This is a genomic window from Neobacillus sp. SRL179 (genome assembly GCF_984799095.1).
In genome coordinates this window covers 4,067,817-4,092,284 of record NZ_OZ481792.1, presented here as the reverse complement: position 1 = coordinate 4,092,284, position 24,468 = coordinate 4,067,817, and the positions used below count along the sequence as shown (strand labels likewise).

16 protein-coding genes are annotated in these 24,468 nt (G+C 36.8%); 7 read left to right on the top strand and 9 right to left on the bottom strand.

Annotated elements, in window-relative coordinates:
* The first annotated feature begins 44 nt into the window (after nt 1-44).
* Both AC4E8C_RS20285 and AC4E8C_RS20280 read left to right on the top strand, forming a co-directional pair.
* The gene (locus AC4E8C_RS20285; protein ID WP_490208437.1) at nt 45-2,162 is read left to right on the top strand and encodes an LTA synthase family protein; all 2,118 of its coding nucleotides are present in this window, start codon (nt 45-47) and stop codon (nt 2,160-2,162) included.
* 162 nt (nt 2,163-2,324) lie between these two features.
* A complete protein-coding gene (locus AC4E8C_RS20280; protein ID WP_490208436.1) occupies nt 2,325-4,244 on the top strand; it encodes a metallophosphoesterase in 1,920 nt (639 codons plus the stop codon).
* A gap of 47 nt (nt 4,245-4,291) precedes the next feature.
* Here AC4E8C_RS20280 and AC4E8C_RS20275 read toward each other — a convergent pair whose 3' ends face one another.
* From AC4E8C_RS20275 to AC4E8C_RS20250, 6 genes are all read right to left on the bottom strand, one after another.
* Nucleotides 4,292-5,743: a flippase gene (locus tag AC4E8C_RS20275; protein ID WP_490208435.1), complete on the bottom strand. Its 1,452-nt coding sequence runs from the start codon at nt 5,741-5,743 to the stop codon at nt 4,292-4,294.
* 47 nt (nt 5,744-5,790) lie between these two features.
* A complete protein-coding gene (locus tag AC4E8C_RS20270) occupies nt 5,791-6,555 on the bottom strand; it encodes a LicD family protein (RefSeq protein WP_490208434.1) in 765 nt (254 codons plus the stop codon).
* Between the two features lie 166 nt (nt 6,556-6,721).
* Complete coding sequence (locus AC4E8C_RS20265) at nt 6,722-7,693, bottom strand: glycosyltransferase (RefSeq protein ID WP_490208433.1); 972 nt, start codon at nt 7,691-7,693, stop codon at nt 6,722-6,724.
* Nucleotides 7,694-7,720: 27 nt separating this feature from the next.
* The gene (locus tag AC4E8C_RS20260; RefSeq protein ID WP_490208432.1) at nt 7,721-8,827 is read right to left on the bottom strand and encodes a glycosyltransferase; all 1,107 of its coding nucleotides are present in this window, start codon (nt 8,825-8,827) and stop codon (nt 7,721-7,723) included.
* Nucleotides 8,828-8,929: 102 nt separating this feature from the next.
* Nucleotides 8,930-10,390 (bottom strand): O-antigen ligase family protein, encoded by a 1,461-nt coding sequence (locus tag AC4E8C_RS20255; RefSeq protein ID WP_490208431.1) that lies wholly within the window; start codon nt 10,388-10,390, stop codon nt 8,930-8,932.
* 48 nt (nt 10,391-10,438) lie between these two features.
* Complete coding sequence (locus AC4E8C_RS20250; RefSeq protein ID WP_490208430.1) at nt 10,439-11,494, bottom strand: glycosyltransferase family 4 protein; 1,056 nt, start codon at nt 11,492-11,494, stop codon at nt 10,439-10,441.
* Between the two features lie 234 nt (nt 11,495-11,728).
* On the opposite strand from AC4E8C_RS20250, the gene AC4E8C_RS20245 reads away from it, so the two are divergent.
* Complete coding sequence (locus tag AC4E8C_RS20245) at nt 11,729-12,478, top strand: WecB/TagA/CpsF family glycosyltransferase (protein WP_490208429.1); 750 nt, start codon at nt 11,729-11,731, stop codon at nt 12,476-12,478.
* Complete coding sequence (locus tag AC4E8C_RS20240; RefSeq protein ID WP_490208428.1) at nt 12,475-13,569, top strand: glycosyltransferase; 1,095 nt, start codon at nt 12,475-12,477, stop codon at nt 13,567-13,569. Before AC4E8C_RS20245 ends, AC4E8C_RS20240 begins: the two co-directional genes overlap by 4 nt.
* An 80-nt stretch (nt 13,570-13,649) precedes the next feature.
* Here the strand turns inward: AC4E8C_RS20240 and AC4E8C_RS20235 are convergent, their stop codons facing one another.
* Together AC4E8C_RS20235 and AC4E8C_RS20230 are read right to left on the bottom strand one after the other, a co-directional pair.
* On the bottom strand, nt 13,650-14,741 hold the full coding sequence (locus AC4E8C_RS20235) for a hypothetical protein (RefSeq protein ID WP_490208427.1): 1,092 nt from the start codon (nt 14,739-14,741) through the stop codon (nt 13,650-13,652).
* Nucleotides 14,742-14,752: 11 nt separating this feature from the next.
* Nucleotides 14,753-16,195 carry an MBOAT family O-acyltransferase gene (locus tag AC4E8C_RS20230; RefSeq protein WP_490208426.1) on the bottom strand — a complete coding sequence of 481 codons (1,443 nt, stop codon included), beginning with the start codon at nt 16,193-16,195 and terminating at the stop codon, nt 14,753-14,755.
* A 505-nt stretch (nt 16,196-16,700) separates the two neighbouring features.
* Here AC4E8C_RS20230 and AC4E8C_RS20225 point away from each other — a divergent pair.
* A complete protein-coding gene (locus AC4E8C_RS20225) occupies nt 16,701-17,762 on the top strand; it encodes a glycosyltransferase family 4 protein (protein ID WP_490208425.1) in 1,062 nt (353 codons plus the stop codon).
* A 135-nt stretch (nt 17,763-17,897) separates the two neighbouring features.
* On the top strand, nt 17,898-18,263 hold the full coding sequence (locus AC4E8C_RS20220) for a GtrA family protein (protein WP_490208424.1): 366 nt from the start codon (nt 17,898-17,900) through the stop codon (nt 18,261-18,263).
* Between the two features lie 83 nt (nt 18,264-18,346).
* Here AC4E8C_RS20220 and AC4E8C_RS20215 read toward each other — a convergent pair whose 3' ends face one another.
* Nucleotides 18,347-19,423 (bottom strand): LCP family glycopolymer transferase, encoded by a 1,077-nt coding sequence (locus tag AC4E8C_RS20215; RefSeq protein WP_490208423.1) that lies wholly within the window; start codon nt 19,421-19,423, stop codon nt 18,347-18,349.
* 412 nt (nt 19,424-19,835) lie between these two features.
* Between AC4E8C_RS20215 and AC4E8C_RS20210 the strand changes: the two genes are divergently transcribed.
* Complete coding sequence (locus AC4E8C_RS20210) at nt 19,836-24,410, top strand: bifunctional 2',3'-cyclic-nucleotide 2'-phosphodiesterase/3'-nucleotidase (RefSeq protein ID WP_490212619.1); 4,575 nt, start codon at nt 19,836-19,838, stop codon at nt 24,408-24,410.
* The last annotated feature ends 58 nt before the right edge of the window (nt 24,411-24,468 follow it).

Genomic DNA, 24,468 nt, shown 5'->3' with positions numbered 1-24,468 from the left:
ATTTTGTCGTGTATAAACATGCGTTGGAAAGGATGTATTAGGAAATGAAGGCGTTAAAACAGCTTGGTAGAAACATGAGTTCTTCTAAAGGCGGTATACTTTTACTATTACTCACAACCTTACTATTTACACTTTTTACAGAATTAATCTTAGAAGCCGTACATAGAGGATCAATTGGGTCCTTTTTTGAATGGACAAGGGAGAGTACGTTTTCCTTTGGAATCACCTATTTATTTTTACTTTTCCTCTTAGGATCCCTGCTCTTTTTACCTAATTTTCTCTTTATTCCCGTCATTATTATTGAAGTAGTCTTTTGGTTCATTGTTGCGTTTGGAAGCAAAATAAAATTTCAGCTAAGAGGGGAATATTTTACACCGGCTGATTTGACTGTCCTTAACGAGGGTGCCGATATATCAAAGTTAATCAAGGGAATGTTTGATTGGAAATTAATAATTGGTATTGTGGTAATGATAGTCATCCTTCTTATATTTTGTTATTTCTTTATTAAAAATAAAAAGAAGGTATCATTTCTTAGCCGAGTGATCGTATCAATCGTTTCCATGATTTGTTTCTGGCAAATTCTATCACATCCCTTGTTATTCAGTGCCAGAAGTTTTAATAAACAGGTGCAGACAGTGGAAAGTTATCAAAAGTTTGGCTTTATTGCAGGCTATTTAACCTTATGGGACAAGGCAAATAAGGAACAACCTACAAATTATAATAAGCAGGAGGTTAACCGGATTGTTGCTGACTTAAACAAAACAAAGCAAAAGGATGAAGTAGATCCAAATTTCAAACCTAATGTCATCGTTGTGCTGGCAGAGGCCGTGTGGGATCCAACATTACTAAAAAATGTCACCTTCAAAGAGGATCCGATTCCCTATTTCCGCTCTTTAATGGAAACAAAATCATCCGGTGTCATGCTGTCCCATATTTTTGGTGGAGGCACATTTAATTCAGAAATGGAAATCATGACAGGTTTGTCTACTAGGTTCACGCCAGAAGAAATATACTATAATCAGATTAATCGCCCGATTGATTCTTTAGCGTATCAGTTTAAAAATCAAGGATACCACACAACGGCTGTTCATGATTTTAAAAATTGGTTTTATGGACGCAATCGGATTTATGAACAAATTGGATTCGAAAAATTTATACCGATGGAGTACTTTAACAATCCTAAATATATTGGTCCATTTATTGATGACCGTGTCCTTATGAATAAGGCATTAGATGAGCTAAAGCAAACGAAAGGGCCGGATTTCCTAAATGTTGTGACTGTTACTACCCATGGTCCTTATAATGACGAACGCTATGAAAAAATGCCGACCCTTTCTACGGATTTAACAGGTTTAAATTGGTATATCCTAAATTTATATGCCAACCTATTAAAGGAATTTGATGCTTCAATGAAAGTGTTGATTGAAGGTGTAGAGAAGATGGACGAGCCAACCATGGTAGTGGTCTATGGTGACCATTTGCCGCTATTAGGGGAGGACTATGGTGTCTATCGTGAAGCAGGTTATTTTAATGGTGACTTAAATAATTATGAAGAATATAAAAAAATGTATCAGACACCATTGCTTGTCTGGGATAATTACAGCGACCCTGCAGACAAAGAAGAGTTGCGGATGACACCTAACTTTATAGGATCCTATATTTTAGCGCATGCAAAAAAGGAAATGTCACCGATTTTTCAAATGAATCGTAATCTATACTTAAGTGGGACAACAGTTATTCCGAAGAGTAACTTCTATGCCCAGGAACACGTAAATCCGAAGACCTTAACCGACTATCAATTACTGCAATATGACGCATTAAAAGGAAGGCAGTATAGTTACAAGGATTTAGGGATAAAGCCTGCCCCTAATTATCGATTAGGTGACGGTCAAATGAAGTTAGACTCTGTCAAGGTAAATAAAGATAAAGATGGTTCTTACAGGCTCGACCTGTATGGTCAATACCTGGTTGCCAATGCCAAGGTTTATATTGATGGAAAAGCGAACAATATAAAATTTATTAATGAAGGCCATTTAACAGCTAAAATTGCTAAAGGTGATTTAAAGGATACTAAAACACATACAATCAGCGTAAAACTGTATGACGCCGAGGGAAACACTCTTCTATCTGAAACCAATTCTAAGAAAATTACAGTGAAATAATAAAAAGAGGCGAAATTGCCTCTTTTTATTTTGTTTTGTGAATAGTTCAAACTCCCGTTTGCAATAGGAAACAATATTTTCATATTGTATTCTAGTTAATTTAGGTTTAAAATATTGGAAGAAACTTGGGGATTTTTAAATTGTTGGGTTAGGAGAGAATATATGCATAGAAATAAGATAAAGTTTCTGACGATCTTATCGATGGTATTGATAGTTTGTTTGAAACCATTGAGCATCGCTCATGCTGAGGAGCCGGTTAGTACAAATAACAAACCGCTTTTACAATTTCCGGTACTGAGTGATATTCATCTTGGCGGCGAGTATGAGAAGGGGAACTTAGTTAGGGCACTTAATGATATGAAGACGATATCCCAAGACTATAAGGCTTTAGTATTACTAGGCGATATGACGGGCTATGGGCTGGAGTCTCAATACGATGAAGTTAATAGAATAGTAGATTTAAATGGAATCAAAAATGCAGAAAAAATTTTTGCAATAGGAAACCATGAATATTTTGATGGTGTGTATACACCAGGATTTAACCCTGAAATCTACCAGCATAGATTTATAGAAAAGACAGGCATGCCAGCCCTGTATTTTGATAAGTGGGTGGAGGGCTATCATTTTATTACGTTGGGTTCTGAGGGATTCCCTGATGATGGTGACGACCACGCTTTGCTTTCTGACAAGCAATACCGGTGGCTGCAATATACACTAGACGAAGATACTGACCCTGCAAAGCCTGTTTTTGTCTTCCTTCATCAACCCATTGATAACACGGTTTATGGCAGTGAAGACTGGGGAGCAGGGTTTAACGACGATAGGTTGTTTAATATTCTGAAACAATATCCACAGGTTATTTTCTTTTCAGGGCACTCGCATTATTTACTAAACCATCAAAGAACGATTTACCAGAATGGCTTTACGATGGTAAATGCGGGCTCCGTTGCCTACGGATGGACTGATACTGGGTATGCTGCTACATCACAGGGATTGCTGGTAAATGTATATTCGGACCATGTTGAGATTAGAGCTAGAGAATTTACTAATCATACGGATATTCAATCCTTCTCGGTAAAAACACCATATGTGAAGAGCTATGGTGAAACGGATAGACCATTTTTTAAACCTGGTTCAAATGTAACTATTGATAAAAACAGTAGTGGCGAACAGGTTACTTTGTCATTTGATGCGGCAATAGACCAGTCGAACATCGACCACTATAATATCATCCAAGATGGGCAAATGGTATATACAAATTATGTTAATCTTTTAGATAACAAGACAACTGGGAAGCAGACACTGGAAATCAAAAATTTGACCCCGAATACGAAGTATAATTGGGTTATTTCGGCAGTTGATGCCTGGAAAAATAAATCATTAAATACCCTTAAAGTTTCCTTTACTACACCTGAATTGAATGGGTGGAAAAAGGTTGACGGAAAGTGGTTATTCAATGAAAATGGTAAACCGGTCACAGGCTGGAAGCAGATTGCTGGAAAGTGGTATGCATTTGATCAAGATGGGTGGATGATTACGGGCTGGTACACCATTGGTACGCTTAAATATTATCTAAATCCTGACGGTGATATGCAGGTCGGTATAAAGGAAATAGATGGAAGAAGCTATTATTTCGGTACGGACGGTTCACTCAAAACGAAAAAGGGATGGCTTTTTGATAATAATAAATGGTACTTTTTAGATAATGAAGGCACCCCAAAGATGGGCTGGGTTCTGGATGGAGGGAAATGGTACTATATAAAATCCACCGGAATGGTCACAGGCTGGTTTAAAGATGGTCGGGACTGGTACTTCCTTAATAGCAGTGGTGCCATGCAGACAGGCTGGATCTCTTCGAGTGGTTATTGGTATTTCCTAAGTAACAGCGGCGCAATGAAAACAAATTGGGTCTATACAGGAAATAAATGGTACTTTATGGCGTCTAGTGGAGAAATGAAAACAGGCTGGATTCTTGATAAAAACAAATGGTATTTTCTAAATAATAGTGGTGCCATGGTCATAGGCTGGTCCAATATCGGAGGGAAATGGTATTATTTTAACTCCGATGGTTCGATGAAATAAGATAAACAAACACACCCGTTCAGTGTAAGAACGGGTGTGTTTTTATCTTATTTTTTTTTCCGTCGTAATAGCTTATCTATAAATATGTGAAGAACTTCGTCTTTTGTGATAAATAAAATGCCTGCATATACGATCACATTGACAACAATCAGGATAATAAATAAATAAACTGTGTTTGATATAAATAACCGAATCCCATATGAAATCGGGATAAAAAGGAGTGAGTAAAACAAATACTTGAGCTTGGAATATTGAAATAAATTATAGTTCACGCCGATATATTTTCTAATAAAAATATACTGTAAAACAATTAACAAACCAGTCGCCAAAGTAGTCGTAAAAATGGCTGTTACAGGAGTGAAGATATCTAATTTTAAAAATATGAAGTTCAGTACGAAGTTCACAAAGCCGCAAAGGAAAATAAGCTTTACAAGTGTATTTTCCCGTTTCTTAACGTAAATAATTTGGTTAGCAAAAATGGATTCAATTCCAACAGTAATCATATAAATGGAGAAAACAGCTAAAACAGGACCTGCTGGTTCAAATTCATGGCCTCCATAGATCACTACCCCCATATCAGAAATAATCAACATTCCGATTGCTGCAGGAAACAGTGCCGCAAAATAAACCTTCGATATCGTATTTAGCAAATTGATATAAGAGTCCTCATCGTCATTACCTGATAAAAAAGAGAGGCGGGGAATGGTTACACTAATGACACTTAAAATCAGCGAGTTAATAATTCCTGTAATTTGCTGGGCCATGCCATAATAGGAAACAACCTTTTTATTTACATAGGTTCCTAACATAATTCGATCCAATTGAGTATATAGGATATTGGCATTTGAGAATATAACAACTAAAATCAACGGCCGTATGTGTTCGCGGATGGTAACATTTTTAAAATTAAACTTAATTTTTCTTTTAATATAAAAGAAGCTGACGATATTATTTAGGAATGTTGACAGCATTAATAGAAACGCATACTGTTTAAAGTCATGGGAGTTATGGACTATTAAGAATAACAGTACGACATAAATCACCCTGATAATAATCGCTTTTATGGTAATAAAATCAAAATTTTCGAGGGCTTCATTAACCCAATCGCCATGGAAGAGATTGACTAATAGGCTAAGTCCAAAAATAAGCATCACGGGATAGATTTTATCATCACCGAAGCCAAGATATGAAAAAATAAAAAAGACAATGGCAGCCGTAATACTTGTGACAAAGGTAATGCTGAACATACTAGTAAACAACTTACTGAGCTCTTCCTTATTCTCTTTCACACGGCTAATTTCCCGTAGTCCATACTGATGAACACCAAAGGTAGCAAAGATAAAGAAGTAGTTATAAATGGTTTCCGAATAGTTGACCAAACCCATAGAGGAATCCCCTAAGGATCGATAAACATATGGTCCGATGATAACAGGCAGAACTAAATTAAAAAAATTAAGGATAAATTTATAAAAAATATTTCTCGCAATTGATTTTTCCATAGTAAACCTTTCCTTCAGGGAGAGAACTTCACATAGCAGTCCTTTTTTTATTCCGAGAATCCTAAATTATAATAATGAATTTGTCTATCCTCTTCATCGGGAATTTTCATATAATCCCCATATACATTTTTTAAATAATGATCCGGATTTTTGGGAATAGTAAACTCCCGGCCCTCAAATAGGCCAGTTTTTAACGGAAAAATCTCATCATAATCAAAATAGGCAAACCCATAAAAAGGAGTTTCCAAGCCATAGGTGATCGTTTTCGTTTTTTTATTGAAGGGGCTATAAAGGTTATATAATTTTAATCGATTTAAAACAAAGCGGACAACCGGCATGGGTCCGTCTATAACCTTTGGATAGTAAATTCTTGACAGACGATTAAATAATCGGCCTGGTAAACTTAGCTGACCTCTTTCAGGAACATAATCAAATGGGAAAAAATCAATTGAAATACCTTGGTGGCTTACTCCATCATAATCTACCCATTTAAAGTCTTCTAGGTACATTACCTTTAACCAATTATGCTTTCCATGTGTATTGAGGCGATAGGTTTCCACCTTATAAATGTCAGGAAGACTGGACTTAACCACTTTTTTGAACCGATTATAGTCCTTTCTCAGCATGCCAACATCAATATCATCATCCCAAGGAATGAAGCCTCCATGTCGAACAGTGCCAAGGAGGGTGCCGTCTGATAAAAAGTAAGGTATATTATTTTCTTCACAAATGGTTTTGATGGTTTCCATCATCTCAATTAAGACTTTTTTAACTTCATTTAAAGAATCTCTATTGTTGCTTGTATCTATCATTTTTGTTTAACTCCTCTATGTGTTTCCTTTAGAAGGATTATTGTTATTTTGATTGAAATTATGGGGTATTATACCAGCCATTATAGGATAACGATTAAAATCCCACGACTATTATTCCATAATCAGTAAACAAATTCAATTTTATTACCTTAAAGTTCAAAGAACTTTATCTTTTTATCACAGATCTGAGCTGTCTATATGAACCAGGATTAACGGTTAGCAGAGTAAACATAATTCTATCTGTTAGGGAAAGCCCTTTATAGGTTAGTACGTGAAGAAACTCTCGCCTAATCTCTTTCTGAAAGCGTTGAATGACTTGTCGATCATTAAAAGTACTGGCCATTGCTTGGCGGAGTAAATTGTAACTGTTAATGGCTGATCTTTTCCGGATCACAGAAACTAATTGTGGGTATCTAGTTTTAACTAACTCTTCTACTTTATTATGTGCATCAATCACTGATACTTTCTTGGCATGAAATTTCATATTAATGGCACCTGTATCATTGACGGCATAATGGTATTTAGGGACGGGTGAATAAATAATCCGTTCACTTTGGATAATAACACGACATAAAAACAACATATCTTCACCGATTACCAGGCTAGTGTTAAATTGAATCTGTTGATCCTTAATGAGCTTGCGCTTAAATAGTTTATTCCAAATACTAGCGCCCAGAGAAAAATAGTTTATGTCTAAACACCTTTCAATGGCAATATCTTGGGACAGAATTTGTGGTTGACTATCTGAAGTTAGTGTCGGATCGATATCATTATTCACGTAATAACCACACATCGCCAAATCTGCTTTATTGGTATTGGCCAAGTCTACTAAATATGCATACATATCAGATTCAAGCCAATCATCACTATCAACAAAACCTATGTAATCACCACTTGCCTTATCGATTCCTAAATTACGTGCCGCTGCCACACCGCTATTGGGTTGATGATATACGTTTACCCGGTCATCTTTCCTTGCATATTCGTCACAAATTGCACCGCTTGTGTCGGTTGATCCATCATTTACTAAGATGATTTCTAAATTTTTATATGATTGATTTAGAATACTGTCAATACATTTTGAAAGATAACGTTCAACATTGTATACGGGAACAATAATACTTACTTTTGGTTCCATTTCTCACTTGTTCCTTCCTTTGGAAAATTAATTATCAATTAAAATTTCAATTTGAGCCATGATATGATTAATATTAAAAAAGCTTTTTCGCTGTTCAGACAGAAGTTCGTATTTTTTTCGTTCATCTGAATTTAGTAATAACTGTTTTAATCCTTCATATAGCCCTGTCTCAGAGTTTTCAACAATCATCCCATACTTTCCGTCTTCGAGTAACTCCACCGGACCGCTGCAGCGCGTACTTAAGACAGGTTTTCCCAAAATTAAAGCCTCGGCGACCACTAATGGTAAACCTTCCGCCCTAGACGAACTGACATAGATATCTGCGGCCTTGACAAATTTATAGGGATTGGTTTGGAAACCAAGAAACTGTACACTGTTTGTTATCTCTAATTGCTGAGCCAACTGTTGCAAGTTTTCTTTTTCTTCCCCTTCACCAATTAGCACCAGATCATGGTCGATTCCTTCTTTGATTAATTGGGCATGAATTTTTATTAATCGATCATATCCTTTCTGGATAATAAATCTTCCAACAGAAATAACCGTTAATTTATTGTTGACAATCAGTTCTTCGCTAGACTTTCTAATGATCTCCTCGGCATCAATTGGATTATATATGACGGTTAAATTTTCATGAATAGCGAGGGTTTTTTCAAATCCTTTTTGGGCATCATTTGAGACAAAAACAATCTGGTTGAATTTTTTATATTGTCTTTGTTCCTCCTCGTCTCCCCGATAATAATGAACGGTCCAGTGATAATTAGATAAATCCGTATGAACCCAGGCTAATTTTTTGGAAAGGGGATTGGTGGATCCGGAAATTATTTTGGTGGTTGTCCCTTCTAAAAATGCAATTTCAATATCAAATGTATCTTTAACGTATTTTTTATACAATCGCTCAGCTGGCATGTATTTAACCCATTTATAAATCAATCGCCTAGCAAGGTTGCTTGTTGGACCAAAAACAGATCGGATTTCCACATGACTTGGAACCTCGTTTAAATGAACTCCTTCTTTGAATAAAAGTAATAAGGTAATTTGATACTTATCTTTATTAAGATGCTTTAATAGGTTAAGCAGGACTTTTTCAGCTCCGCCCCCGCCTAAATTATCGATAGCAATTAGTATTTTTTTCATCGGCCGGCCCTTTCTTTTTCAAATAAGTAAAGAGACCCCCCATTTGAACCCTTTAACAGGGGAAAAACATCTTTCATTTAGAGGGTCTCTATTTTTATATATTTAGGAATGGCTGGACTGCTTTTTACTTAAGTAGTGGTAAGCAAATCCGAGCGTAAGGAAGTAATACATCATAAATACATCGTTTTCTAAAATATTATACACAACCCCACTTGTAACGCCGCCAATTAGGAAGAACATAAGCAATGGGGAGAATGGGTAGCCTTTGCGGAGTGCCCAGGTTATTTTAAACAAAGCAAACACGAACAATGCAATTAGTAATGTTCCAATGATTCCCGTTTCAGCTAAGATTTGAATGTATTGATTATCCGAATAGAAATTCCACCCAATTCCATACTGCTTGTATATAGGTGAGGAGTATGTTTGTGTTGCAGCTCCTCCGAAAGTAGCAAAGCCATAACCCATGATGGGGCGGTCTTTAAATACTTCAATTGATTTTTTTACATAAAAAACTCGTCCATCTTGTGTACTGAGTTCCACATTCTCCTCAGAAAAAGCACCGGAAAAACGATTTAATCCATTCTCGGTTTTGGAGTTATTCGGTGACTTATTTGGATTTTTAGCCACTTGACCAGGTGTATTTTCATCCGCCATTTTTTCTTCTACTAAATTGGTTAAGCTAGTCACGGCAAAAAACAAAACCCCTGCCGTTAAACCAATGAGGAAAAGTTCTTTAAAGTGGCTTATCTTTCGGTTAACGAGTATATAAATGACTAAGAAGGCAACTAGGGCTAGTACAGCACCTCTTGAGTAGGTCAGCAGGAATACACAGAAAATTAATGTCATGCCAGCGTAAATCAGCCATTTGTATTTTCCGCTGATGTTGTTCAATAAATAAATACTTATCATAAATGAAATAAGTAAGTAAAGTCCCAGTTCATTCGGCCCGCCGATTAAACCATACACGCGCGATTTATTGGTTATGGCTAACTCAATATCTTGCCAAGCCTGAGGGAGCCAAACGGTCCGGACTGAAATCTTCTCCACAATACCCTGGATCGATAATATTATCGCCATGATAAAGGTCACGAGTGCAAAATCGTAAACATCTTTTTGATTTACCTTCATTCTCCTAACGATATAGTAAAGGATAAAGAACAATAAAAAGGCACGGACCTGCATGACAATCGCGGGAATTGTGACCCCCGTCATGAGTGCAGAAACAGAGCCAACTACCATGAATAGGATATAGGATATTTCAAGCAGGTTAAGTTGAAATAATCGCCGAATTTGATGGCGGTGATCCCAAATAACTTTAAATAGAAGGACGAGAATGAGGATATCGCCAATAAATTTAAAGCCCGTGTTATAAACGATTAAAAATGGGCGGATGGGAATGCCGATGATCAGAAATAGAATGGCAAGTTTTTCATCAAAAAAGACGACTGTTGCTAATAACAGACACACAACCATGCCTACATATTGATTAGAAAAAAATAATCCCACGATAATCAGTAAAGTACCTAATAAAAGCGAATAAAATCTGTTAAAAATAAAGTTCATTCTTTACTACCTCAATTTTTAGAATTTGGACTGTTTTGATGCGTTCGCTTATTCGTAAACAGCCAATGTTTGCTTTAACATTTTATCAAAAGTAAGATTTTTTAAGAAAAATTCTTTGCCGTTCTTAGCTAATTTGGATGACAAAACCTCGTTCTCCAACAAAACGCTAATCGTTTCTGCCAAAGCAGGGACGTCCCCATACGAAACCAGCATCCCCGTTTCATTATGTCTGATTACTTCCGGCAGGCCGCCTACATTGGTTGAAATGACCGGTTTTTCGAATGCTAATGCCTCAATGGCAACAAAAGGAAAAGCCTCGTTTTCGGATGGAAGGACTATCACATCACTGTTAATATACTCGGTATCCATAGTATTAACGAAACCCTTAAAAATAATATTGGATTCCAGTTTTAAATGATTGGCCAACTCGACGAGTTCTTGTTTTAAAATGCCGTCCCCAATAATATGCAGCTTCCAATTCAAGTTGGGACGTTTAGTTTTTAATAGGGCTAAGCTTTCAAATAGAAACCTATGCCCTTTCTCAGGACTTAAACGTCCAATCACCGAAATAATTTTTTCTTGAACTGCTTCTTTTTTCGATAAGTCGATATGAGGATTTTTAATACCATTATATATTACCGTTAATTTATCTTTAGAGACACCCTTTTGTAAAAGTTCCTGTTTCATGAATTCGGCAACAGGAATAATTCTATGATTTAATTTTGTCATAAAGCGATTCGTCACTTTAATAACAGAAGACATGGGCACATTGACATGATAAGTCCAGACGACCTTCACTCTAGCTCCTAGCATTTTAGCAAGAAGGGCAATATAATTTTCTCTTAAAAATTGTGCATGGATACAGCTGACACTTTCTTTTTGTGCAATCTTTTTAATTTCTGATGCGGCAGTCGTATCAAACGGACCACGCATAGTGACTTGATAGATGGGAACCCCTAGTGCTTTAAATTTATTTAAAAATGGTCCTTCTTCGGAATAGACAAAAACACAGCGGTCCTTGCCGAGATGTGACATTAAATTTAAAACGTATTTTTCTGTTCCACCATCGCCCGTGTAATTTAGAATATACATGATTTTTTTCATCGTCAGTTCCCATTCCTCATTTTTCTAAAGTTGGATGTTTTTCCGCTATTATTCTTCAACAGTTTATCGTTTTAAAGTATATTTTACTGGGATTACAACGTCAAGTTAACAAATACTACTAATAAAGCTATTTGTCATAAATTATTTGATAGAATATAATTGAATTTCGGAAGCTGATGGTCTAAAAATGGCCATACAAAATGATTAACCTTTTATTATGTGGAGATGAAATTAATGGCATCAAATAATATTAACATATTAAAGTTGAGTTTTGATAATATAACTAAAAATGAACTGCTAAAAAAATTAGAGAAGTCTGTTAAGGAACAACAAAAAACCTTTGTTGTAACAGCTAACCCTGAAATCGTGATGTACGCTAACCAAGAGAGTGAGTACCATTCCATCGTGCAAAGTGCAGATTACGTAATTGCGGATGGAATAGGCGTCATCATAGGATCAAAAATATTAGGAACACCACTTCCTGAAAGGATTGCTGGATACGATTTATTAGTAGAACTGCTGAAAACAGGAAGTGAAAAAGGATGGTCTGCATATTTTTTAGGGGCTAAAAAAGAGGTAATTGACAAGGCCGTTGAAAATATAAAATCTGCCTATCCAGGCTTACAAGTAACGGGCTGGCATGATGGATATTTTAAGGAGTCTTCAGAAATTACCAATGAAATACGGGCAAAACAGCCTGACCTAATTTTTGCAGCTTTAGGTTTTCCACGTCAGGAAAAATGGATTTCCGAACACATTAGAGAATTTGAAAAAGGAATTTTCATGGGGGTGGGTGGAAGCTTCGATGTCCTTGCTGGAACTGTCAAACGCGCACCAGTCATATGGCAAAAAATGAATTTAGAATGGTTATACCGGTTAATTAAGCAGCCGAGCCGTTGGAAGAGAATGCTCGCTTTACCTTTATTTATGCTGAAAATCATCAATGAAAAATTCACTGGGAAGAATAAGGGGCGGGAAGAATGAAAGTGTTGCACTTAAATGCTGGCGCTGAAACCGGGGGCGGAATGGTACATATTCTCTCCTTATTAAACGGGCTCAACCGGGAGGAATTTGTACTGGGACTGTTAGAAAAAGGTGTGATGGAAGAAAAGGCACATGCAGCCGGGATTCATACCGTCACATTTGAACAATCCTCCAGATATGATCTAACTGTTCTTTCCAAAATGATTTCCTATATAAAGACCGAAAAAATTGATATTCTTCATACACATGGGGCAAGAGCAAATCTGTATGGCTATTTTTTGAAAAAGTTTACATCGGTAACGTGGATGACAACTGTGCACAGTGATCCAAGAAATGACTTTCTTGGGAGAGGGATAAAGGGAAAAGTATTTACTAAACTAAATTTAGCTGTTTTAAAAAAACCGGACCATTATTTTGCCATCTCGAAGCGATTTACGGAAATGCTCGTAAGCTTTGGGGTAAAACCCAATAAAATTACCACTATTTTTAATGGAATTGACTTCAGCCAACCCGTTGAAAAGAAATTATGCAGAGAAGACATAAACCTATCTATTAATGATTTCATTATTGTCATGGTGGCCCGGTTTGATCCCGTGAAACGTCATGCACTTGCCATTGAGGCAGTAGAAGAAGTTATCAAGCATCATCCCGAGGTACAACTGCTATTAATAGGGGATGGACCGATTCGAGCCGAAATCCAACAGCTGATAAAAGAAAAAAATCTTGAAGAGCATGTGCATCTCTTAGGGCACAGGGAAGATGTCGACCTATTTTACCATATCGCAGACATTACATTGCTTACTTCCCAAACAGAAAGCTTTCCACTTGTTTTATTGGAGTCAGGGAGGGCCAATACTCCAGTCATCACTACTGATGTGGGCGGGGTTCGTGACATGATTCCAAACGAATCTTTCGGATTTATTGTGGACGAGTCGGAACTTGTTTCTTCTATTGAAATAGCAGTTAACATGAAGAAAACCGGACAATTAGCTAAGATGGGCCATCAATTTCATCATTATGTTTCACAACATTATTCGATTGAGTCCTTTATTAACAGTATTTACGAAACCTATAAGTTATATCAAGGGTGACGTCACATACTGTAATGCAATAAAATAGGCTAAACTCTTCAGATTCTTGGGAGTTTAGCCTTTTTTTACATCCCATTATTCTAGGGAGTAACGTTTTTAATGGTACTTTCGGTTTTTAATTGACTGATATGAAAGTTAATAATTTGCTTTTTAAAGTTCTCAAGCTTGGCATTATATTCTGCTTCGGATTGAACCGGTTTATAAGCAGCCATATAATCAATCAACCATTTATTGATAAACTCATAATAATGTACTTGATCCCCTTGATAATTGCCAATATTAAAGGTTATTTCTTGAAAGTCCTGAAAATCATAGAGTTCAATATTTGGATACTGACGCGTTAGCTCAAACACTTCCTTTTTAAACTTCAATCGTTCTGTTAAATAGTCCGGATTTTTTTTATAAAAGCTAACATGATTGTATACCGGGTAGGGTGCATAGAACAAAGTAAACGTAGTATTTGGATACTTTTTGGCAAGCGGAATTACATTTTCCTTAAACGACTGCAGCAGAACATCTGACTTTTCAAAACTAGGCAGGTCTGTTGGCTTGACAGCATTTAGAGCATCCTTAACATAATCAATGGTTTCAACACGGGCAACCTGTCCAAATTTATAAAGACTTTCAATGTCGCGAAAATTCGCATCCCCTTTTTTATTGTTTAATAAATTTTTATAAAGAATATTAACAGAATAGGAGCTAAATAAATAACGGATATCATTGATTTTTGATTCATCATACATATACGTTGGAAAGTCACTAGGCGGTCCCATAACCCAATCAGGGTCTCCAGCAAAGGAGTAATAATTCAACTCCCAAATAACGCGCTTTAAGTTAGGTTTATCGCGTAGAGCTAATTCTGCTGCCATTTCCTGTTCCTTTGCCGTGGAAGCTGGTAAAGAAGCATTAAAGGTCTTTTCACCGAGCTGTTTATTGGCATAGCTTTCGCGAAAATTACGCCCCATAGAGGTGGCTGTGAAAATGGTATCGTACTCCTGGGTGTTAATTAAACCAGGCATTTGATACCGCTCTGTTGCGATATATTGAGGGGTGTAAAGCTTAGATTTTCGATAGAGAAATAAAGGGTCGATGAAGTACATAATCACCGAGACAAGTATAATCAATACTGAGGCCATAAGGGCAACTGCAGCGAGAAATCTTTTATAAGACATATGGAAACTCCTTAGAATTGGAAGTATAGGAATTCACTGACCCTTGTTAAGTACAATAAGGATACAACAACCATGATACTAACAAAAGCAGCCAAGCGATAGCTTGGTCTAAACTGTTCCAAGCGCTCAATCGAGTTCTTGGTAAATAAAACAATCACAAGCATTAATATAAATAGTAAACAAGATTTTAAATCAAAATAATATGGGATCGGAAATAAATGAGTTCCGAAATGTTCATTTACAAAAGCACTGATACCTTCCGGGAAATGCAATGCTGTAAGATTAAACATTTTTGTTAGCATTATTTTTGCTGTATTAATATCTGGCGAGCGGAATATCACCCAAGCGAGATGGACAAAAAGAAACGTAAGGAACCAGGCAACAATCTTTGGAAGTTTGAGGTGAAGCCCTTTCCAAAAACGATGAATAACGACAGCGATGCCATGTAAAATCCCCCAAATGATAAACGTCCAGCCGGCTCCATGCCAAATTCCACTAACAAAGAAAATAAAAAAGAGATTAAAATAGGTCCTTAGTTTGCCCTTCCTGTTTCCACCCATTGGAATATATAAATAATTTGTGAAAAAACGGCCCAGCGTCATATGCCATCTTCGCCAAAAGTCCTGGATATCTAGGGATTTATAAGGTGAATAAAAGTTAACCGGTAATTTAATGTTAAACAACAACCCTAAACCAATTGCCATATCACAATAACCGCTAAAGTCAAAATAAAGTTGAAAGGTATAGGCTAGGGTGGTAATCCAGCTATCATATAGGGTTAACGCACTAATATTTGTGTAACCTTGGTTAGCCCAGCCTGCTAATGTATCGGCAATGATGACCTTTTTAAAAAGACCAATCGCAAATATATAGAGGCCAGACGAAAGATTATGTCCTTTTAATTTATAATTGGAGCCATCCCTGAGCTGATTAATGATTTCCCTATGGTGAACAATTGGCCCTGCAATTAAATGGGGAAAAAAGGTTACAAAAAATGCATAGTCCAGCAAGGTATATTCTTTTGTACCTTCACGATAGGTATCAACCAAATACATAATTTGCTGAAAGGTAAAAAAGCTAATTGCCAATGGAAGCGCCAATTGCAACAATGGAATATCCATTCCGAAAACCGAGTTCACGTTTGAGATAAAGAAATCAGAGTACTTATAGTACCCTAGCAGCCCAATATTAAAAAGAACCCCTACTGTTAGAACTGCCTTTTTTAATCGTAATCCATTGATTTTGTTCAAAAGGGTTGCCACCGTGAAGTTAATGGCAATGGATGATAGGATAATCGGCAAGTACTTAATATTCCAATAGCTGTAAAAATACAAATTAGCCAAAATAAAAAAGATTTTAGCGATATTTTTGTTTTTTAGGGTCAAAAGCAGGTAGTATCCTGCGAACACTATTGGAAGGAAAGCGAAAATGAATATGTATGAATTGAATAACAAATTTCTACCTCCTAAAGATGATAAAACAACCAAGATATTATAACATAATGAAGGTTTTACATACATATTGTCGAAAATGTATTGAATGCTGCCTATATGATAAAAAAAAGGACGAATTTGTAACTTTTGGATTGTGTTTTCCGTCGAAAAAAGTGGTATATTAATAAGGATATATATTAAATAGGATCAGTGAAAATAATAATTTACTAGAAATGCCATTAAATACGGGTTTCTTCATTACATCTATAATATTTGATGATTCGAATTATATTAAATATTTAGAGAACAATGGGATTATTAAAATCTATATTCAATAGACTGCAGCTGTGTTATAATCCACATGGAATGATGGTTAATATACATGGAAATTGTTGGGTTTAAAAAACTATATTAGTTGTGTACGTAAATGATTGTTAAATAGATAACTAACTTACCAGTAGCCGAGTGAGGTTACTAATTTTTGCCTGTTTCTTATGAATGGGCTTATCGTTATGGGAGGAACACAATGATTTATATCACCTTGATAGTATGCTTTTTCAGTTCAATACTTCTTACTCCTTTAGTAAAAAAACTGGCCTTCATAGTTGGGGCAACGGATAAACCAAATTACCGAAAAGTGCATCAGAAAATAATGCCGCGGCTTGGCGGGTTAGCAATTTATATAAGTTTTATTATCGGCCTACTGGTCCTTCATCCAGGGGCTCCGTATGCTGCACAGATTGTCATAGGAAGTATCATAATCATTATTACCGGGATTTTGGATGATATCTATGAACTTTCCGCAAAGGTTAAATTTATTGCTCAAATTTCAGCAGCATCAGTGGTTGTCATTTGGGGCGGTGTTCATGTTCAATTTATTAACCTGCCATTTGGCGGTCATGTTGAGTTTGGCTATTTAAGTATTCCATTGACAATTATTTGGATTGTTGGTATTACCAATGCCATTAATCTAATTGATGGATTAGATGGCTTGGCAGCAGGTGTGTCGTCAATCGCTTTAATAACCATTTCTGGGATGGCGATTATTATGGGGGACGGATACGTAACAGCTGTTGCTTCCATTGTACTAGCTAGTACTCTAGGCTTCTTATTTTATAATTTTCATCCAGCAAAGATTTTTATGGGCGATACGGGAGCTTTATTCCTTGGATACATGATTTCGGTATTGTCATTACTTGGTTTTAAGAATGTAACAATCATTTCTTTTATCGTTCCAATTATCATTCTTGGTGTTCCAATTTCTGATACATTTTTTGCCATCCTTCGCCGGATCGTCAATAAAAAGCCTTTATCTGCACCTGATAAATCACATTTGCATCACTGTTTACTACGCTCAGGTTTTACGCATCGGCAGACCGTGCTGATTATTTATGCGATGGCAGCCTTCTTCGGACTTGCAGCAATCATTTTTTCTCAAGCAAAACTTTTGGGCGGCTTCTTCTTTATTGTAGTCCTATTGATAATGATTGAGCTTTTCGCCGAAATGATTGGCTTAGTAGGGAAGAATTATCGTCCATTAATCAAAATGATGCGTATGCTAATGGTTACATCAGTACGTAATAGATAAACATAATACAGCGAGCTTGACCGTATCGGTCAGGCTCTTTTTATTGGATGAACAAAATCAGTAACCAAAGTGATATTGAAAATTAGTGAGTTTTCTATTGTTTAAATAAGGAATACTATTAGAGGGGTATACTTTATGAAAAAATTTATTAAATTCGGGGTTGTCGGTTTAATCAACACGCTCATTACAATAGGCTGCTTCACTCTTCTTGTTCATGTGGGGATAAACTATCTTGCCGCTAATATCATTGCCTATGTACTAGGTATGATCAATAGCTTTTTTTGGAATAAAACCTGGGTGTTTCAGATCAAGTCAGGTGATTTTACACTGATATTAAAATTTATCATCGTCAATCTAATCACACTGGGGATTAATACAGTTTGCTTATATCTATTTGTTACCCCATTAAAGCTCCATCCCTCTTTTGCGCAACTGTTCGCAACTGGTATTGGTCTTGTCATAAATTTCAGCTTAAACAAAAGATGGACGTTTCATCAATGATTAGGAGTGAAGCGGCCATGCTGTTAAGGAGCAGAAAAAAACCATATCATGTTGGTGATATGGTTTAGTGGAGAATAGTAAAATTATTTGTTGGATGAGGTTAAAGACTCGGTATTTTCTGAATCCGTGTCTGAACTGTTTGTATCTGTATCATTTCGGCTGGCCGGTGCTGAATTGGAATCAGCTTCCAAATGATTTTTCAAGATTGTTTTAGTTTCTTCAAGCGATTGTTCATCAAGCTTATAATAATAGATTTTATTTATATATGCATCGTCACCCTTAAGACTTAAGGTTTCAATGTTTAAGCCAGTGCCTGTGAGGCCATAATCAATTAACGATTTCATATCATTAAACGACATATTGGTTTGCATATTGTTTCCAACAGCCTCGATAATGTCAGTGTGTTTTGAGAATGATTGTAAAGAAAGTGCCTTTTTCATTAGTGCTTTAATAATTTCCTGCTGCCTCATCCCCCTCATGACGTCGGTATCATGATGTCTTGTTCTTGCAAGTGCCAACGCCTCTTCACCGTTCAACGTCTGCATACCTGGTTTCAAATTAATTGCGTTTGGATGGTCTTCTGAATCCTGTTCAGATAAAGCGTAAGGAACATTCACTTCGATTCCATCTAAGGCATTCACTACGTCCATGAATGCATAAAAGTTTACTTTTACATAATAGTCAATCGGAATATCGAGAAGCTCCTGGACAGTTTCAATCGTCATTTTTGGACCACCGAAGGCATGGGCGTGAGTAATTTTATCCCTCTTATTTTTCCCCGGGATATAAACATAAGAATCACGCGGAATGCTTAACAGCTTGACCGATTTTTCTTTTTTGTTAAAAGTAGCAACTAAAAGGGCATCCGATCGTATGGCCTCACCGTATTGTTTGGCCCGGCTTTTGCTTTCATCAACTCCAATAAGGAGAATGGAGATATTGTCCAAATCAGGGTTCACCTGTACAGTTCGTTTGGAAACGGCTTTAACCGGTTTATACGATTTATTAACGACTGATTCCGCTTTATTTAATATGAAGGTCGCATAGGCTGCTCCACTTAGTGCCACGATTAAAAAGGGAACGAGGATCCACATAAAGATTCGTTTTTTATTCCCTCTTTTCTTTTGTTTTCTTCGAGTTGAACGTTGCAGTTCAGACATATCATTTCTCCTTTTATATAATTAATCAGGTTTATTCAATTCGACAATCAAAGCTAGCTTTCATTTTACCTTTTTTTAGTCGTCTCGTAAATTGAATTTTTATGTCGAAATCTGTAAATCTATTGATTTGCCTCATTCTACAATTCTCGTAACCTGCCTCTTAATACTAGACGTCTCATAGCTTAAGGTTGTTACAAACGTTTTATTACAAAATTATTAATTTTTATTAATTATTATAGAAATAAGAGAATGATAATTTAGAATACATTTACTATTTGGTATGTGTGGAAACTTAACAATTTTTTTACAAAAAAGACTATTATTCTATTAAAAAAGTTAGTAGAATAGTCTTGCAATACAAAAAAGTTTGTCGAAGGGCGGTAAAAGTGTGAAGAGACAGATAAAAAGAAGCATGAAACGACGTATGCTGAGTAGTTCTCTGGCGGTAGCGTTAGCACTTACAACAGTTCCATTGAATATTTTTCCTCAATCTGCAAAAGCTGCTGAAACGGGAAACACTGCAACACTTCGTATCTTAGAAACTACGGACTTGCATTCCAATGTAATGCCGTATGATTATTTCAAAGACGCTGAAGTAACAAATTATGGTTTAGCGAAAACGGCAACATTAATTAAGGCGGCTAGAGAAGAAGTTAAAAACTCTATGCTTTTTGATGCAGGTGACACAATTCAAGGGACTCCCTTAGCAAGTTATGTAGCGAAAGTGAAAAGACTAGGTGCAGATGAAACACACCCAATCTATAAAGCAATGAACTCGCTCAATTATGATGCAGGTATTGTGGGTAACCATGAATTCAATTATGGGCTAGATTACTTAGCAGATGTTCAACAAGAAGTGAAATTTCCAATTGTAAACGCTAACATCTATAAGGATGATCATGATACTAATCCTGATAATGATGTAAACTATTTTACTCCTTACCAATTAATAGACAAAGAGATTGTTGATGCTGCAGGTAATAAGTCAACTATTAAAGTTGGGGTTATTGGTTTTGCACCACCGCAAATTATGCAGTGGGACAAAGACAACCTAACAGGTAATGTCATAACAAAAGATATAAAGAAACAAGCAGAGAAATTCATCCCTGAAATGAAGGCAAAGGGTGCTGACGTGATTGTTGCCATTGCACACTCTGGCTGTGATATTACTGAAGAAAACCAAGATAAAGCAGAAAATGCTGTTTATGATTTAACAAAGGTACCTGGTATCGATGCCATGTTATTTGGACATGCTCACTTGAATTTCCCTGGTGATGCATCATTTAATAAAGTAAATAATATTGATAATACGAATGGCAAAATTAATGGTGTACAGGCTGTTGAAGCTGGATTCTGGGGAAATAACCTCGGCGTTCTTGATTTAGCTCTTGTAAAGGATGCAAACGGCAAGTGGACGGTTGATAAGACCAATTCAAAATCGGTTAACCGGCCAGTTGATGCTAAAACGGCTTTAGACCAAACTATTGTGGATGGTGTAAAGGCTGTCCATGAAGAAACACTTGCTTATGTACGCGGGAAAATTGGCACAACTGAGATACCAATGCATACGTTCTTTACTCGGGTAATGGATGATGCCTCTACACAAATTGTCAATGAAGCCCAAATGGATTTTGTTAAAAAGGCCATTGCCAAAACGGAATATAAAGATTATCCTGTTCTTTCTGCGGCAGCTCCTTTCAAAGGCGGTCGTGGGGGTGTAGCAGATTACACCAATATTTCTAAAGGTGATGTGACAATTAAAAGTGCTGCAGACCTTTATTTGTTTGATAATACGCTAAAAGGTTTAGAAGTTACTGGCGACCAAGTAAAGAGATGGATTGAGAAAACAGCAGAACAGTATAACCAAATCGACCCAAAAGTTGAAGGAAATCAACAATTGGTAAATGAGAATGATGCTATCCGTCCATATAACTTTGATGTTATTGACGGCGTTAAATACGAAATTGATGTTACAAAGCCAATAGGTCAACGTGTTATCAACTTAACGATGATGGATGGCACACCTGTTGATCCAGCACAAAAATTCATTATTGCGACAAACAACTACCGTGCAGGTGGCAGCGGCGGTTTGGCAGAATTAAAGGATGCAAAAGTTGTTGTAGATCCGCAACTTGAAAACCGTCAAATCCTAATGGATTATATTAGTGAAAAAGGTACTATCAATGCCGTTCCAGATAACAACTGGAGAATTGCCCCTACTGTTGGCAAAGCGAAACTAGTATTCCATGCAGCTCCAGATGCACTAAACTACCTTGGGCAACAACCAGATGTAAAAAATCTTGGTGCGTCCACAACCAGAACTGGTTATAACTTATTTGAATTAGATCAAAACGTACATGTCCAATTATTAGGAATCAACGACTTCCACGGTCAATTAGATTATTCTACTAAGGTATCTAACCGTGATGTCGGTGGTATTGAATATTTAGCAGCTTATTTAAAACAAAGAGAAGCAACAAACCCTGCTAATACATTAATGGTCCAAGCTGGGGATTTAGTAGGCGCAAGCCGTCCGGTTTCCGCTTTATTACAAGATGAGCCAACCGTTCGCTTTATGAAAGAAATCGGCATGGACGTTGGTACAATCGGTAACCATGAATTTGATGAAGGCGTAGAAGAAATGAAACGTTTAATCTATGGTGGTAAACATCCGAAAACAGAAGCAAAGTATGGCGAATTTGAAGGCGCTAAGTTTGACTATGTTGTCGCTAACGTTGTCGATGAGAAAACAAATGAAACAATTTTACCTCCATACGCGATTAAAGAAGTAGATGGCGTTAAGATTGGTTTCATCGGTGTTGTAACAACGGAGACACCAAGTATTGTAACAGCAAGCGGTGTTGCAGGTGTTAAATTCACCGATGAGATTGAAGCAATTAATAAATATACGGCAGAATTAAAAGCTAAAGGTGTTAAGTCAATTGTCGTACTTGCCCATGATCCAGGTACTTCTGCAACAGATGGTACGAATCCGACTGGTAAAGTTGTCGATATTGCGAAAGCGATTGACCCAGAAGTTGACGTGGTTTACGGAGCACATGACCATAAATACTTGAACTCAAAAATCGTGGATAACTCAGGCAAGGAAAAATTATTAGTACAATCCTATTCTTATGGTACGGCTTTCTCTGATGTTGACCTTACCATTGACCCTGTAACAAAAGATATTGTTACAAAAACAGCTGAGGTGGCTTCAACATTTAAAGATAGCATTACACCTGATGCAAAAATTAAAGCAGAGCTTGATGAATACAAAGCCGAAATTGCTCCAATTATTGGACAAGTGGTTGGTAAATCTGCTGTTGCATTAACACGTACACAAACTGCTGCTGGTGAGTCCTCTTTAGGAAACTTAATTGCAGATGCCATGCAAGCTCAAACAAATGCCGATTTTGCGTTTATGAACTCTGGCGGTATTCGTGACGATCTTAAAAAAGGTACGATTACATGGGGCGACTTATTTGCCATCCAGCCTTTTGGTAACGATGTTGTTACATTGAAAATTACTGGTGCGCAGGTAAGAACCTTATTAAATCAGCAATTTGCAGCTGACAGAAATCGCATTATGTCCATTTCTGGCTTAACTTATACTTGGGATAATAAATATGAATTAGGCAAAAAAGTAGTGGATATTTTCTTGCCAAATGGAGAAAAAATTAATCCTGATGCTACCTACACTGTTGCAGTTAATAACTTTATGGCTGACGGCGGCGATGGATATGTAGTTCTTAAAGAAGGTAAAGATCGTACTGTTTTAAAAACAGATTTAGACACTTTAATTGATTATGTTAAAGCTCAGTCAAGACCAATTTATGCTGAAGTGGAAGGACGGATCACTGTCCTTGATACAACTGCACCAGCAGCACCACAAGTAGATGCTGTAAACGAAGTGGCTACAAAAGTTACTGGTAAAACAGAGGCGGCTGCAAAAGTAGAAGTAAAAGCTGGCAATACTGTACTTGGAACTGCAACTGCTGGTACTGATGGAACATTTACTGTAACAATTGCCGCTCAAAAAGCAGGAACAGAACTTACAGTGACAGCAACTGATGCTGCTGGAAACGTTAGTGTGGCATCTAAAGTAACTGTTAAAGATGGGGTTGCACCTACTGCTCCTGAAGTGGATGGAGTAACAAACTTTGATACTTATTTAACTGGAATTGCAGAACCAGGTTCTTCAATAGAAGTTAAAGTGGGTAACACGGTTTTAGGTACAGATGTGGCAGATGAGGATGGATTCTTCTTCGTAGAATTTGATGCGCTTGATGTAGGCACTAAAATTACGGTAACTGCTAAAGATGCAGAAGGAAACATTAGTAAAGCCACTACAGTAACGGTAGAACAATATACAGGCTGGTACGAGGATGAAGATGGCTACCACTATATTAATCCAAAAACCGGTATTGAATTAACAAACAATTGGTTACAAGAAGATGGCTTATGGTACCACTTCAATGCTAAAGGAATCATGGAAACTGGCTGGGTTCTAGTAAATGGTAAGTGGTATTTCTTAAGCACAGAAGATGAAACGATTGGTGAAATGCAAACTGGCTGGTTCCAAGAAAAAGGTAAGACATACTACCTTGACCAAGTTAATGGAGATATGAAAGTTAACTGGGCGAAAGTAGATGGAAAATGGTACTACTTTAACAAGTCTGGTGCGATGGCAACTGGCTGGGTTAAAGATAATAACAAGTGGTATTTCCTTAATGCAACTGGTGCGATGGTAACTGGTTGGGTTAAAGATGGTAAAACTTGGTACTTCCTTGATAATTCTGGTGCAATGAAAACCGGTTGGGTAAAAGTAAATAACAAATGGTATTTCCTTGCAAAATCTGGTGCTATGCAAACTGGCTGGGTATTGGATAGTGGTAAATGGTACTACTTATATAGTGATGGCAGCATGGCAGCAAACACGAAGATCGGCACATATAAGCTAGGTAAAGATGGAGCATGGATTAAGTAAAACATTTTCAAAAAGAGGTAGTTCTTCGGAATTATCTCTTTTTTTCCGTTTTTTACTA